Source organism: Paenarthrobacter sp. CM16 (assembly GCF_013179505.1).
In the GTDB taxonomy this organism is placed as follows: domain Bacteria; phylum Actinomycetota; class Actinomycetes; order Actinomycetales; family Micrococcaceae; genus Arthrobacter.
This window is the reverse complement of record NZ_JABMCX010000017.1, coordinates 13,581-28,227: the sequence shown is the minus strand read 5'-3', so window position 1 is coordinate 28,227 and position 14,647 is coordinate 13,581. Positions and strand designations below refer to the sequence as shown.

Genomic DNA, 14,647 nt, shown 5'->3' with positions numbered 1-14,647 from the left:
TCCAGCGTGGGAACGATTCCGTACGCTGCGCCGTCCTGCGTCATCCGGGCGAGGTGGTCCCCGAAGCGGTCCAGGTCCGGGTCCGCGCAGGCAACAGTCAGCGTGGATGCTCCCAGGGCCTGGCCTGCCTCCATCATCCGCAACCAGGCTTCGCGTTGATCAACGCCGTTCTGCAGGCCTGTTCCGTCCAGGAGCAGGAATTCGATGTCTTCCACCGTTATTCCGGTATCGGCCATCCGGGCCAGGGTTTCTCGAAGCATGGGTGAACCCGGCTGGAGGTTGTATGGGCGCTCCGTGGGCGTCACGGGGCGGACGCGTGCGCCGATGAAATCGAACCCGGCCTGGGCGGCGATGGTTACCAGGTCCGGGGGCGCGGTTCCCACCAATGACAGCTGGGCGAGCCCGAGCCGGCGTATCGGTGTGCCGATGGGTGGAAGGGCAATGGGGGCAGAGCCACCGGCTTGGTGGAACTCGGCGGCACCGGGATCGCCGGTACGCTGCGAGATCGCCGAAAAGCTCCGGCGAACCGGCACGTTTCCAGCGACCTCGGTCCCACCGCGGCCAGGACCGGCAGGCAAAGCAGCAGCAATCCGTTGCGCAGCGTCGTATCCGCTCTTGACTGCGTTGGAAACAATGGCGGATGCCTTATCCACCACCGTTCCAGCCACAGCGACGGGCAGCGAAGCAGACAGGCTGAGCTCCGCCTCCCTTTCCGCCACGGTGAGGGGGCCGTCCAGCGGCAGCACGGATCGCGAGACAAGCAACGCCCCCGGAGCGTCGATCCACTGGTCAGCCATGCCGGACCGGCTGATGCGGACCCGGTTGCCGTCAAACTCCTCGATGGTGCTGGACAGGAAGATCCGCACCTGCGAGTTGGCTTCAAGGCGCGGAACAGCCAGGATCTTGGCGCGGCGGCCGGACTCCGGTGCCAGAGTTTCCTGTGGTCCGATGATCAGCACCGCGGTTCCCCGGGAAGCAAGGGTGTCGGCCACGCTCATTGCCACGGCATCGGCACCCCAAATGGTCACAGCCTCGGGCACTGAGCCTGCCGAAGACGCCGCGGCCCCGGAAGAAGCTGGGCGGTCCGAAGAGAGTGAGCCCGCCGAAGAGCCTGGGCCCGCCGAAGAAGCCGAGCCCACCGAAGAGCCTGGGCCCACCGAACCCGCAGCACCGCCGTCGAGAATTTCCGGGTGTGCCGCGAGCCAATCCCGGATATCCGAGACCCGCGGTGAGTCGGCGCCGATGAACCCGGGTGACGGGCGCGCCCCGCCAGTTGCGATGACCACCGCGTCAGCTCCAAAGTCGCAGGCCAGCGCGCCGGCGTCGGACGTGTCAACGCGGGTGCGCAACTGCACGTCCACGCCGAGGCGCTGGTTTTCCAACGCTGACCAATCGGCAAAGCGGTGGAAATCCGGAGTGGATCTCATCCGCTGGGCGAGGGCAAACTGCCCACCGGGCCGCGCGGCGTCGTCCACCAACGTCACCTGAGCTCCCGCTTGGGCGAGTTCGCGGGCTGCGGTGAGGCCGGCGGGACCGGCACCCACCACCAAGACACGCGAGGTGGAGCGGACGGCCGGCGTTGGAACGGGCACGCGGGAACGCCCGACGGCGGGGTTGACCGTGCACGTGACCTGGCCCAGGCCGAGGTTGTCGATGCAGACGTTGCAGGCGATGCAGGGCCGGTACCGTTCGCCGCGCAGCACGCCGCCAACAAAGGCGGGATCGGCATGGATGGCGCGGGCCAGGCTGACGAAGTCGCAGGTGCCGTTCGCGAGGACTTCTTCGATGATCTCCGGGCTGTTGAGCCGCCCGGCCATGCCCAGCGGGAGCCCGAAGCGGCGGTAGGCCTTGGCGTAGTCGGCCAAGATCCCGGGCTTCCACTCCCCCGACTGCACGATCCACTCGCCGGCATCGTAACTGCCGGCCGAAAGGTCCAGGAAGTCGATCTTGTCCAGGTGGGCTTTGGCAACGATCGCCACTTGCTGGTCGGCGCTGATGCCGTCGGCCGGACCTTCCAGCACGGACACGCGCATGCCCACAATCGTGTCCGGCACGGCCTCGCGCACGGCGTCGATGACGAGGTTCATGAAGAACTCCGGCGCGCCGAACTCGTCCGTGCGGTGATTGGAAATGGGCGACATGAACTGGTGGATCAGATATCCGTGGGCGCCGTGGAGGTTGATGACATCGAACCCTGCAGCCACCGCGCGCTTCGCCGCAGCCGCATAGGCGTCCACGAGTTCGTAGCACTGGGCTGCGGTGAGCTCCAGCGGAACTTCGCCACCCGCCGTCGGACATGGAACCGGCGACGGCGCGAGGTTCTTGAACCCGGACACTACGGACTGCGCGGTGCGGCCGCCATGGTTAAGTTCGACGGCGGCGAGCGCACCTTCGGCGTGGAGGGCGTCGGTGAGGCGGCGCAGGCCCGGGACCATCTCATCGCTGTGCAGGCCCAGTTGGTGGGTGCGGCCCTTTCCGTCCGCCCGGACATAGGTGGCTTCTGTGGTGACCATGCCCAGGCCGGCCTTGGCGCGGGTTACAAGGTAGTCGATGTACTGCTCGGTGATGTGGCCATCGGTGGTGCCGTAATTGCGTTCCATGGGTGCCGACGCGAGGCGGTTTCGCAGGGTCCTGGAGGTGCGGCCGTTGCGGCCGAGGGTCAAAGGAGATCCCGCTGTTGGTGCAGAAGCCATAGTCAGTTCGCCACTTTCTCTCGGAGGTGGTCGGTGCCCGAGCCGGCGGAGGGAATTGCCGCGTGGGCGGGCTGCACTGCCGCGAACCGGACGGGTTGGCCCGTGCGTGAGGACTCATAGATTGCCAGGAGGATTCGCAACGATTTGAGGGCGTCGTTGCCGGTGATCGCAGGCTCGGTGCCGCTCTCCAGCGCCTGGACGAAGTCCTTGACCTGCAGTTTGTGGAACGGGATGAGCTGGCTGTTGATGCTGGACAGATCGACGTTCGGTTCCACGCCTTCCGGATGGACAGGCTCGACGACGATTCGCTCGCCCACCGCCCACAAGTCCAGGCGGCCGTCGCTGCCTTCCGGGAATTCTGTGAGTGATGCCGAGGCCCCGGTTTCGCCGGTGACGCGGAGCTGGATTCCGAGGTTGGGCGACACCGCGGTGGAGGCCTGCAACGTTGCCATGGCTCCTGAGGTGAAGGTGATGACCGCCGTCGCCGAATCCTCTACCTCTATATAGTCGCCGTGGCGGTAGGTGTTGACCTTGCCGTAGACCTCGGCGACGTCCCCGAGGTACCACTGGAGGAGGTCGATCTGGTGGACTGCCTGGGACATCAGCACCCCGCCGCCATCGGTCTCCCACGTGCCACGCCAGGCGTCGCGGTTGTAGTAGTCCGGGGCGCGGTGCAACATGACCGAGCACTGGGCCATGATGGCGCGGCCCAATGTGCCGTCGTCGATTGCTGCCCGGATTTTCTGCGACGCCGGCCAGAAACGGCGCTGGAACAGCACCCCCAGCTGGACACCGGCTTCATTGCAGGCTGCCACCATGCGTTCGGCGGATTCCAGTTGGGTGGCGATGGGTTTCTCGCAGAGAACATTCACCCCGGCTGCGGCCGCCCTCAGCACCACGTCCTCGTGGGTGGGGTGCGGCGTGCAGACGGAAATGATGTCCAGATCCAGTTTGAGGAGCTCATCCACGCTGGTCACGGCATACGGGACTCCCCACGTCCTGGCTGTTGCCGAGGCCCGCTCCGGATCCACATCGCAGACGCCCACCATCAGGACGTTGTCCAAGGCAGCGAACGCTTCCAGGTGATTGCGGGAAATGGCGCCGCAACCCACAATTCCTACGCGGAATGGGCGGGCTGCCGGTACTGGCGAAGTCATAGGGTGATCCAACTTTCGGGGCAGGTGGGTCGGTTGCTGGGTGAGGAGGTAGTGCCGGTGCCGGGCGGCTGGGACGTGCCGCCCGGCGTCGTGCGTTCTGTTCTGCCAGGTGCTTTTACTTGATCCGCGGCTTGCCGAGGTCCTCCAGCGGAACATTGTAGGTTTCGCGGGCCGTCATGATGGCGATGGCCGAAGCCACCAGGCAGAGGATGGTGAAGCCCGCTACGGGCCACCAACCGTTCGGTCCGGGCTGGGCCAGGAGGGTTGCGATGGCCGGTGCGAAGCCAGCCAGGATCAGGCCGATCTGGCTGCCGATCGCCATGCCGGAGTAGCGGACCGCTGCGGGGAACATCTCCGGGAAGAAGACGGTCCACACCCCGTTCCAGCAGGAGTAGAAGACGGTCATGTTGAGGAAACCGAACAGGAAGATCAGGGCAATGTTCTGCTCGCTGATGGCCCAGAAGTAGCCGATGGTTGTCAGTGCGCAGCCCAGGGCTCCCACCAGCAGGACCTTCTTGCGGCCGATGCGGTCCGAGATCATGGCCGAGATGGGGATGGTCACCATGGACAGGCCGATGGTTACGGCGTTCACGGTGAGCATGAGCGTGCGGTCGATGCCCACGGCCGGGCCGGTGGCGTAGGCCAGGGCATACACGGTGAAGGTGGTCTGCATGACGGAGAACAGCATCACCACACCGACGCGCAGGACGTCACGCCACTGCGTCTTGAAAACTGCGACGGCGGGAATGGCCTTGGGCTTGTCCTGCTCCACGATTTCCTCGAACACCGGCGGCTCGTCCAGGCGGGTCCTGATCCAGTAAGCGACGGCGAGGACCACTACCGAAAGCCAGAACGGCACGCGCCAGCCCCAGCTGAGGAGTTGGTCTTCGGGCAGGGCTGCCAAGGGGATGAAGACTACGGTGGAGAGCACCATTCCGGAGGCGTACCCGGTCATCACGAAGCTGGTGAAGAACGCGCGGCGGCCTTCGGGTGAGTGCTCCATGGTGAGGGTGGAGGCACCGGCGGCTTCGGCGCCGGCAGAGAATCCCTGGGCCAGCCTGCCCACCAGCAACAACGCCGTTGCCCAGTAGCCGATCTGCCCGTAGGTGGGCAGGAATCCGATGCCGATGGAGGCCACGCCCATGATCACCAGCGTGACCATCAGTGCTTGCTTCCGGCCTATCTTGTCGCCGTAGTGGCTCATCACCAGGCCGCCCAAAGGCCGGGCGAGATAGCCTACGCCGAACGTCGCCATGGCTCCCAGCAATGCCACTACGGGGTCGCCGCCGGGGAAGAAGATCTTGGGGAAGATCAGGGCGGCGGCAGTGCCGTAGATGAAGAAGTCGTAGTACTCCAGGGTGGATCCAAGGAAGGAGGCGAGGGCCGCCTTCTTGGGCGTTTTGACGTGTTCAACCGGTTCTGTTCCAAGCGGCGATGCCGGTTGGTTGACGTCCGAGGGCGAGTGCTGCTGCACGTGTCCCATACTGTCTCCTCATTGAGTGCCGCGGGAAGTGGCACCGCCATGGTGCCTTGCCCGGCAAAGAATTAGATGAGTTCCCAACCGCCGGCTGCTGCTTTGTTGTGCAGCCCGCCCGGGGACCGTGGATGACGACTCCCATAGCTGTGCTCCAGATCACAGGCGATTGTTGCTCTGGAATCGACTGTAGGACCCGGATCACACCGCGCGGCGCAACTTCCCGTTGAACGGGACAAGTCCCGCGCGGGGGTTAGTCAGTTCCGGGCGCGGGCTAGTCAGTCCCGTGCGCGGGCTAGTCAGTTCCGGGGTGGGTAAGCCACGGACGGGAACCATACGGCCGGCGCTCGGCACCCATGGTCCGGGACAAACCACGGCCTGCGGCCACCAGGACCGGAAGGAGCAGCCCGGCATCCTCGTCGACGGAAGGCACGACGGCGGAGATGGCACCTATGACGGTTTGGCCCTGGCCGAACACCGGCACCGAATAGGCCGTGTTCTCCTCGATCAGGACACCCACCAACCGGGCGTAGCCGCGCTCACGGATCAGGGCCAGGTGACTCCTGATCTTTACCGGGTCGATCTCCGTGGCAGCCGTGGTCTTCTCCAGCTTTCCTGCCAGGAAGCGGTCCTGCACCCAGCCCGCCATGTGCGCCATCATGGCCATTCCCGATGACGTGGTGTGGATGTCCAGGCGGCCCGCAACCTGCGCCAGGTTCATGACCGTTCCATGCCGGTCCAGGCGTTCGAGGTAGAGCACACTGTTGTTTTCCACATCCGGAATGGAGAGGGCCACGTGTTCCTGGACAGCGGCGTGGACACCTTCCAGGAACGGCAAACCACGGCGCCGGAATTCTTCCAGGGGGTTACTGCGGGAGGCCAGCTCCCACATTTTCATTCCGACGCCGAACTCTCCGGCCGCGTTGCGTTCCAGGAGCCCGTTGGCCGCCAAATCCATGGCCAGCCGGTGCACGGTGCTGCGGGACATCCCGGTAATCCGGACCAGGTCCTTCAAGGGAAGCCATGGCCGGCCTTTGGAAAATGCGTCCATGATCTTCACGACGCGTTCGATCACGGACTCCCCCGACGCCGAGTTGGCCATGATGCCTCCGTAGTGCTTTCCGGTCGGCTGCATCGCGGACCTCAAACCCAATATAGCCTTGCACTGAAGCGCAAAATCCGGGAGGCAACGTGGAACTGCGGCAAATTGAGGCCTTCCTGGCAGTAGCCGAGGAACTGCATTTCGGCAGGGCGGCAGAACGGCTCCGCATGGCGCAGTCACCGTTGAGCCAGACCATCAAGAAGCTGGAAAAGGGCCTGGGCGAGCCGCTCTTTGAACGCAACACCCGGTCCGTCACCCTGACCACGGCCGGTCACTCACTGTTGCCGCACGCCCGCAGGATCCTTGAGGAAGTGGATCTGGCACGCAGGGCCGTCAGTGCCGGAACCGGGACCATCTATGGAAAACTCGCCATCGGATTCTCCGGCGCGTTGAACCACGCCACGCTTCCCCCGCTGACGCGGGCCCTGCGCCAGCACTATCCCCAACTCGAGGTAACGCTGCATGGGGGCTTGCTGACCCAGGAAGCCCTTCAACAGCTGGGCAACGGCGCCCTGGACCTGGCCTTCATCGGCCTGCCCATCGATGCCCCTTCCCTGGCCACCCGCCGTATTGCCACCGAGCGGCTGGGGGTCACGCTGCCGGCTGACCACCCGCTTGCAGGGCAGGCCTCCGTGGGGATGGCCGAGCTTGCCGGCGATCCGTTCATCACCATGCCCGCCGCCCAGGGGTCCACGCTGCGTGAGGTAACTTTCGCGGCGTGTGCGGCCGCAGGGTTCCGCCCCAGGATCGGCCAGGAGGTCTCGGATCCCTACACTGCACTGTCTCTGGTTGCCGGCGGTGTGGGCATCAGCCTGATGCCCGAGTCCATTGAGGGCATCATGCCTGCGGGCATCGTTTTCCTGCCCTTGGAAGGCGAGGAGGTCCTGCTGTTCTCCGGGCTCGTCTGGAACCCGGTCGCGTTGTCGCCGGCTCTCCGCGCGGCACTCCGCATCGCTGAGGAAGTGCTCCCCTCCCCGGCGGACTAGCCACTATGTATTTTCTGCACATAGTTCCAGACCAACTAAGTATTGGACAGGACCTAATTAGTTGCCCAGCATTGAGGGAACCCCCCATCCACTCAATGAAGAGGACAACTCCATGGCCACGTTTGCCGTTACGTACACCTACTCCCCCACGACGTCCGCAGGCCGGGATGCAGTCCGCCCCGCCCACGTGGAGTTCCTCAAAACCCAGTTCGACGACGGCCGCCTCCTCAAGAGCGGACCTTTCGGCCCCGAGGAATCACCTGGTGCCCTGCTGATCATCGGGGGCGAGACCAAAGCCGACGTCGAAGCCCTCATGGACCAGGACCCGTTCCAGAAAGCCGGGCTCATCGAAGAACGGACCATTCGGCAATGGAACATCTTCTTCGGTGCAGACGCGCCCCGGCCTGAGGCCCCGCAGTCCGCCGCACAGAACTGAGGCCCCTCCGTGCTGTCCGCGATCACCGTCTCCAAAGAGACCATTGCCTTTCGGGATTCCCCCGAGCCCACCCTTGAGCCGGGCCATGCCTTGGTCCGGGTCCACAATGTAACCCTCTGCGGCACCGACCTCCACATCTGGGAGGACGACTACCCCAGCGAGCTTCCCTTGGTCCAAGGCCACGAGTTTTCAGGCATAGTGGAGGCCCTCGCCCCCGGTGCGGGTCCGGGTACTGCCGGCGGTTCCGACCCCGGCGTCGCCAGCGGTTCCGCCGTCGGCTTACGGGACCCCGGCAACCACAACCTCAGCATCGGCGACCGCGTAGCCGTCAACCCCATCATCTATTGCGGCCGTTGCCGCCCGTGCCGCACCGGCCGGTACAACGTCTGCCAGGACGTGGGCTGCCTCGGCTGCTATTCGGACGGAGCACTCACCGAACTGATCAGTGTGCCGGTGGAAAAGCTGTGCCCCGTCCCGGACCACCTCCCCCTGGACATCGCCGCGATGGGCGAGCCCGCGTCCATCGCCATGCAGGCCGTCAACCGCGGGCGTCCCGAAGCCGGTGAGACCGCGCTGGTACTGGGAAGCGGACCCATCGGGCTGCTGGCCACCTTGTATCTGACGGAACTTGGAGTCAAGGTTGTCTGCGCTGACACTGAGCAGCACCGGCTGGACCTGGCGGTGGAATTCGGCGCGGCGGACACTCTGCTTGTGACACCGGGACTGGCATTCCCGGATGAACACCAGGCGCCGAGGTTGGCGTCATTGACCGACGGGTACGGACCGCAATTGGTCATCGAAGCCACCGGCGTTCCCTCCTCCTTGGAGAACGCCATCAGGCTGGTTGCCAGCGCCGGAAGAATTGTCCAAGTGGGCATCTCGCCGCGGCAGGCCGCCGTCTCCATGAAGGACATCCCCTACAAGGAACTGGATCTCATGGGCAGCCGGATGAGCCTGAACCTCATCCCGGACGGGCTCGCCCTGCTGGCCCGGCACCCCGGTCAGGCCCGCGCGCTCATGACCCACCGTTTCGCTTTCTCCGACCTTGAGAAGGCGTATCGGCTGATGCAGGGCCGGACCGAAAAGATCGGCAAGATCCTGATCCAGATGCCGGCGGGAGGCACCGCATGAGCACCTCAATCATCACCGCACCCCACCAGCTCAACGCAAGCTACGACGTCGTGGTCATGGGCAGTGGTGCCGCCGGACTGGTGGCCGCCGTCCGTGCAGCCGATGCCGGCCTGAGCGTACTGGTGGTGGAGAAGGCACCGCTTTTGGGTGGCACCACGGCTGCCGGTGGCGGCGTGATGTGGGCGCCGAACAACCACCTAGCCAAAGCCGCCGGGTACCAGGACAGCCAGGCCGACGGCGTCGCTTACCTCACAGAGGCGGTCGGCCACGTGATGACGGCCGGGGAAATTCAGTGGTACGTGGACACTGCGCCGCGGGCCGTGGAGTTCCTCAACCTGGAGACCAAAGTGTCCATGGTTCCCATTGCCCGCCCGGATTACCACATGGAGTGGAAAGGGGCCGCGGACGGTGGCCGCGGTTTGGACAACAACGCCTTCGATCCCCGGGACTACCCGGGACTTTCGGAGCTGATCCGGCCGTCGTCGTACTTCCCGCTGCTCACCATGACCGAGCGGGATCAGCTCAACGGCCGCTCAGCTGATCCCGTGCTGCTGGAACACCGGGCCTCTGCGGGGATCCGGACCATGGGCGGGGCCCTGGTGGGGAGCCTGGCGGCGAGCGCCGTGGATCGCGGCGTGCACATCGTGGTGTCCAGCCCTGTGGAGGACTTGTCAGCATCCGGCGCAGGGTGGAGCGTGCGACTCGGCGGGGTATCCGCCGACGCGCCGGTGTCAGCGACCGCCGTCGTGCTTGCCTCCGGTGGCTTCGAGTGGAATCCGCGGCTGCGCAGGGCCTTTCTGCCGTATCCGGTGACGCCCATCAGTGCCCCGTCCAATGAGGGCGACGGTTTGGAACTGGGCCTCAAGGCCGGTGCGGCTGTGGAGGACATGTCAGCTGTGTGGGGTGTTCCGGTCATTTCGACGTCGGCCCATCAGTATGACGGTCAGCAGTCCGGCCGCATGGGAAACGTGGAAATGACCCTTCCGGGGTCCATCACCGTGAACAGCTGCGGCAATCGTTTCGTCAACGAGGCCCTGAACTATCACGACGCCAGCCGGGTTTTCGCATCCATCAACCCGCACACCGGCCGGCAGCAGAACAACCCCGCGTGGCTGGTGTTCGATGCGGACTACCTGGCGAAGTATCCCGTGGCAGGCTCAGTGCCCGGCGAACCTGCAGAGTGGATGGTGTCCGCGCCAACCTTGGAACTCCTGGCACGGGAACTGGGCATCGATCCGGTTGGTCTCAAGGCCACCGTTGCCCGGTTCAACGCCGACGCAGCACTGGGTGTGGACACGGAATTCGGACGCGGGTCCACACCGCAGGATCGGTTCCTGGGCGACGCCGGAAACACTCCCAATCCCTGCCTGGCCCCCTTGCTGGCTGACCCCTTCTACGCCGTTCCCATCCGGGCCGGTGTGCTGGGGACATCGGGCGGGCTGGCCACGGACTTCAGCGGCCGGGTGCTGGATCACCGGCAACAGGCCATTCCGGGTCTCTACGCTGCGGGCAATGTCTCGGCAGGTGTCTTCCGCAACAACTACCCCGGCGGCGGCGCCACCCTTGGCTCTGCGATCACCCGCGCCTTCGCCGTGGGGGAAGATCTCGCGGCCCGGCTGACGTAGCCGAATCCTGGGGGACACAAACGCTCGACGGCGACTACCGCCGTCGGGCGTTCTTGTTTGCGTTGCGAGGCCCGCTCTACACCCCACACACCCAAAATAGGACGCACAAAAGGCCCCACAACGCACACCCACCCACGCACCCCCACGTTGCGAGGCCCGCTCTACACCCCACACACCCAAAATAGGGCGCACACCAGGCCCCACAACACACACCCACCCACGCACCCCACCCACGTTGCGGGGCCCGCTCTACACCCCACGCGCCCAAAATAGGGCGCACACCAGGCCCCACAACACACACCCACCCAACGCACCCCACGTTGCGGGGCCCGCTCTGCGCGGCACGCGCCCAAAAAAGGGCGCAGAGCAGGCCCTACAACGCAGCCCTCACCACATGGGACTAGCGGGCGTAGAGCTCCGTGAAGTTCCTGAGCACCCGCATGGGCTCCGTCACGGATGATTCAAGGGCTGCGGCGATGAGTTCCTCGGCCTCGTGGGGCGGGAAGTATCCGGCGTTCTTGTAGATGTTGATACGCGTGATGAGGCCGTCGGCATCCAGTTCGGGGTGGAACTGCGTGGCGTAGAGGTTGTTCTTGATGCGGAACATGTGCACCGGGCACGCCGCCGAACTGGCCAACAGGACCGCATGTCCGGGCAGTTTGCTGCACGCTTCCTTATGCCCGACGAACGCCTCGAAGGTATTCGGGACACCGCGGAGCATGGGATCGCGCTCCCCGTCAGCCGTCAGTTGGATCTCTGTTGGTCCTACCGGTTCGCCAAAGCGGCGGTCAATGGTGGCTCCCTGATGAACGCCCAATGTACCAACGCCGTAGCAAGCGCCCAGAAATGGGAAGTCCTCGGCCACGATGCGGTCCAACAGCGATGAGAGTTCCGCCTCGACCCGGATCTGCGCTGCACTCTTTTCCTCCACAGGATCGCTGGAGGTGTAGGGACTCCCGCCCACGATCACGCCGGAGTAATCGGAGAGTTCAAGGGGCGGCAACGGCTCGGATTCCAGCCGCAAGCGGACAAGCTCTTCCGGTTTCAAACCGCAGTACCGGAGGTAGGCCTGGTACTCGTCGTCGGCAGCGGCGTCTTCGGCGCGGGTGGCCAGCAAAAGGAAGGGCTTCACAGGGCCAGTCTGCGTGAGGAATGGCTGAGGGACAAAGTGTGTTGCCAGCAGGAGGGGGTTTCTGACAGAGACTCCCTCGCATCGCCGTGGATGCATAACGTTGTACGGAACCCCCAATGAAACCCCATGACTCATCCCAAGAGGAGCACTCTTTGAAGCAGGACCCTGTGGTCGTCGGAACGCCATCACCCGAGGCGTCGCGTGCTGAAACGCAGCAACCGAAGAAAATCCCATGGGGCGGCCTTCTGGTTCTGGCCGCAGCGGGTTTCACCGCGGTGACCACCGAACTCCTGCCGTCCGGCTTGCTCCCCCAAATCAGCCGTGACCTCGGAGTGGACGAGTCGGCAGTGGGTTCCCTGACTGCGGTCTACGCGGCCATCATCGTCTTCACGGCACTTCCGTTGTCCCGTTTCCTGGCGGGCAGGTTGCCGCGGAAGACCCTGCTCATTGCCACGGTGCTGGCCTTTGCTCTGAGCAATGTCCTCCTGGCACTGAGCCCGACCTTGGGTTGGGCCATTGGGGCAAGGCTCCTTGGCGGCATCGCCCACGGCATGCTGTGGTCCAGCATGGCACCGTACGTGGCGCGCATCGTTCCCGCGCATTCTGTGGGTAAAGCCATGGCGGTGGTGTTCAGCGGCAACAGCATCGCCTTGGCCGTCGGCGCTCCGATCGGAACATTGATGGGTTCCCTGATGACGTGGCGGGCCTCCTTCCTGGTCCTGGCCGGGGTGGGTGTGCTGCTGGCAGTTTTGGCTTTCTGGCTTCTCCCCGGCGCCCATGACCAAGCCAGCCAGAAGACCCCATCCCTCCGGGCAGCCATGAAACTCCCCGGCGTGATCGCCATTGCCATAGCCTGGCCGCTCCTGCTGCTGGCACACTTCACCCTCTTCACCTACGTTGCCCCGTTCCTTCTGGCCTCAGGGCTGCCGGAATCGGCCACAAGCCTGTCCCTATCAGTGGTGGGCATTGCCAGCCTGGTGGGTATCTGGATTGCCGGCATGACCGCGGACTCGCACCCGCGCACTTCGGTGATTGCCGCCGTCGGACTCTTGACTCTGGCGTTCGCCCTCCTGCCCGCAGTGGGCGGCACCTGGGTGGGGGCTTTCGGGCTGATGACGCTGTGGGGCATCGCCTTTGGTGCAGTAGGTATCTACAACCAGGCGGCGATTCTCCGTGCGGGCGGTGAACACAAGGATGCTGCCAACGGCCTCACCGTGGTGACCATCCAACTGGGTATTGCCGTGGGTGCCGTGTACGGAGCCTTCGCCCTCACCACTGTGGGTGCGCAACTGGTGCCGTTGGCGGCGGCGATTCCCACGGCGATTGCCCTGGTGATCATCATCGCGAGTCGTCGCGGCGGCTACCCTGCCGGGGGTCGGGAGAAGCGCCGTTAACATTTCCGAAACATGGCAGTGACGTGATCTTCATGAACCAGGGATTTCTGTAACTTACCTGCAACTTAGCTCTTCTGAGTCGGAAACATAGCTCACCGAATATTGATCGGGGGGTTGGCGTGGGCCGGGACAACGGCCCCGTTTGGGACAGGCTCAATGAGAAGGGAACGCAGGTGGAGATCTCTGCGCAACACGTCTGGATGATGTTGTCGGCGGCAATGGTGCTGTTCATGACCCCCGGCCTCGGCCTGTTTTACGGTGGCATGACCCGCGCCAAGGCTGCGCTGAACATGATCATGATGAGCTTCATCTCGGCCGGCATCGTGGGCGTGGTGTGGGTCCTGTGGGGCTACTCGATGACCACCGGCGACGGCTTCCTCGGCCTGTTCGGCAACCCCTTTGCACACTTCGGCCTGCAGGACCTGATCGGGTCCCCGGACCTCATCAAGGCAGGCTTCGCAGCCACATTCGCCATCATCACTGTTGCCCTCATCAGCGGTGCGATCGCCGACCGCGCCAAGTTCGGCGCATGGGCAGTGTTCGTGCCGATCTGGATCACCGTGGTTTACTGCCCGCTGGCCTACATGATCTGGGGCGGTGGGCTCATGAGCGCCGGAGGTGCCGTGACCCAGGTCTTCGGCCAGGTCATTGACTTCGCCGGTGGCGCAGTGGTTGAGGTCAGTTCCGGAACCGCCGCTTTTGTCCTCGCATTGATCGTGGGAAAGCGTCACGGATTCGCCAAGGACCCCAACCACCGCCCGCACAACGTGCCGTTCATCATGATCGGCGCAGCCATCCTCTGGTTCGGCTGGTTCGGATTCAACGGCGGCGCCGCCACCACGGCGGAGCAGGCCGGCCTCATCTGGATCAACACACTGGTTACCCCGGCTGCGGCAATGCTTAGCTGGCTCGTCGTGGAGAAGATCCGTCACGGGCACCCGACATCGCTGGGTGCCGCGTCCGGCGTCGTGTCCGGCCTGGTGGCCATCACGCCTTCCTGCGCCAACATCAGCCCGCTCGCCGCACTGGGACTGGGCCTTGTTGCCGGTGCCGCCTGCGCGGTGTTCGTGGACCTGAAGTACAAGTTCGGCTTCGACGATTCCCTGGACGTTGTGGGTGTCCACTTCGGCGCCGGCGTGATCGGCACGCTCTCCCTGGGCTTCGTCGCCTTCCCCACCGAGAGCACGGCAGGTGGCCTCCTTTACGGTGGCGGCCCGCAGCAGCTCATTGCCCAGACAGTTGCCGTGCTGATCACCATCGCTTTGTCCGGTCTGGGCACACTGGTGATAGGCCGGATCATTCACAAGACCATTGGATTCCGGGTTCCCTTGGAGCACGAAGTCACCGGTGTGGACCTCACCCAGCACGCAGAGTCCGCCTACGAGTTCGGCCTCACAGCCCACGGCCACTTCCGCCAGCAGCAGGCCCACCTTTCGGCCCTCATTGGACGGAAGCCCGCACCGGCTTCCGAGGCCAAGGAAGACAGTTTCGCCTAACGGCGCCCTCAACAAACAGCA

The 14,647-nt window shown here is 64.8% G+C and carries 11 protein-coding genes; 6 read left to right on the top strand and 5 right to left on the bottom strand.

Features of this window, described 5'->3' with window-relative positions; all coding sequences use genetic code 11:
• The 4 genes from HP499_RS02655 to HP499_RS02640 form a co-directional block, all read right to left on the bottom strand.
• The coding region (locus HP499_RS02655; protein WP_253951346.1) for an FAD-dependent oxidoreductase at positions 1 to 2,693 on the bottom strand (2,693 nt) is incomplete at its 3' end.
• A gap of 2 nt (positions 2,694 to 2,695) precedes the next feature.
• Positions 2,696 to 3,850, bottom strand: coding sequence for a Gfo/Idh/MocA family protein (locus HP499_RS02650; RefSeq protein ID WP_172322402.1), 1,155 nt, complete (start codon positions 3,848 to 3,850; stop codon positions 2,696 to 2,698).
• Between the two features lie 115 nt (positions 3,851 to 3,965).
• A complete protein-coding gene (locus HP499_RS02645) occupies positions 3,966 to 5,333 on the bottom strand; it encodes an MFS transporter (RefSeq protein WP_172322401.1) in 1,368 nt (455 codons plus the stop codon).
• Between the two features lie 286 nt (positions 5,334 to 5,619).
• Positions 5,620 to 6,459: an IclR family transcriptional regulator gene (locus HP499_RS02640; RefSeq protein ID WP_253951344.1), complete on the bottom strand. Its 840-nt coding sequence runs from the start codon at positions 6,457 to 6,459 to the stop codon at positions 5,620 to 5,622.
• Positions 6,460 to 6,515: 56 nt separating this feature from the next.
• On the opposite strand from HP499_RS02640, the gene HP499_RS02635 reads away from it, so the two are divergent.
• The 4 genes from HP499_RS02635 (at position 6,516) to HP499_RS02620 (ending at position 10,604) form a co-directional block, all read left to right on the top strand.
• Positions 6,516 to 7,412 carry a LysR family transcriptional regulator gene (locus HP499_RS02635; protein ID WP_172322400.1) on the top strand — a complete coding sequence of 299 codons (897 nt, stop codon included), beginning with the start codon at positions 6,516 to 6,518 and terminating at the stop codon, positions 7,410 to 7,412.
• A gap of 112 nt (positions 7,413 to 7,524) precedes the next feature.
• Entirely contained in the window at positions 7,525 to 7,848 is a 324-nt protein-coding gene (locus HP499_RS02630) for a YciI family protein (protein WP_172322399.1), read from the top strand.
• A gap of 9 nt (positions 7,849 to 7,857) precedes the next feature.
• Positions 7,858 to 8,979: an alcohol dehydrogenase catalytic domain-containing protein gene (locus HP499_RS02625; protein ID WP_172322398.1), complete on the top strand. Its 1,122-nt coding sequence runs from the start codon at positions 7,858 to 7,860 to the stop codon at positions 8,977 to 8,979.
• Complete coding sequence (locus HP499_RS02620) at positions 8,976 to 10,604, top strand: FAD-dependent oxidoreductase (protein ID WP_172322397.1); 1,629 nt, start codon at positions 8,976 to 8,978, stop codon at positions 10,602 to 10,604. The genes HP499_RS02625 and HP499_RS02620 overlap by 4 nt, the downstream gene beginning before the upstream one ends.
• A gap of 400 nt (positions 10,605 to 11,004) precedes the next feature.
• Here the strand turns inward: HP499_RS02620 and HP499_RS02615 are convergent, their stop codons facing one another.
• Positions 11,005 to 11,736, bottom strand: a complete 732-nt coding sequence (locus HP499_RS02615; protein WP_172322396.1) for a glutamine amidotransferase — start codon at positions 11,734 to 11,736, stop codon at positions 11,005 to 11,007.
• A gap of 152 nt (positions 11,737 to 11,888) precedes the next feature.
• Between HP499_RS02615 and HP499_RS02610 the strand changes: the two genes are divergently transcribed.
• Both HP499_RS02610 and HP499_RS02605 read left to right on the top strand, forming a co-directional pair.
• A complete protein-coding gene (locus HP499_RS02610) occupies positions 11,889 to 13,130 on the top strand; it encodes an MFS transporter (protein WP_253951342.1) in 1,242 nt (413 codons plus the stop codon).
• Between the two features lie 173 nt (positions 13,131 to 13,303).
• Entirely contained in the window at positions 13,304 to 14,626 is a 1,323-nt protein-coding gene (locus tag HP499_RS02605; protein WP_172322395.1) for an ammonium transporter, read from the top strand.
• Positions 14,627 to 14,647 lie beyond the last annotated feature (21 nt).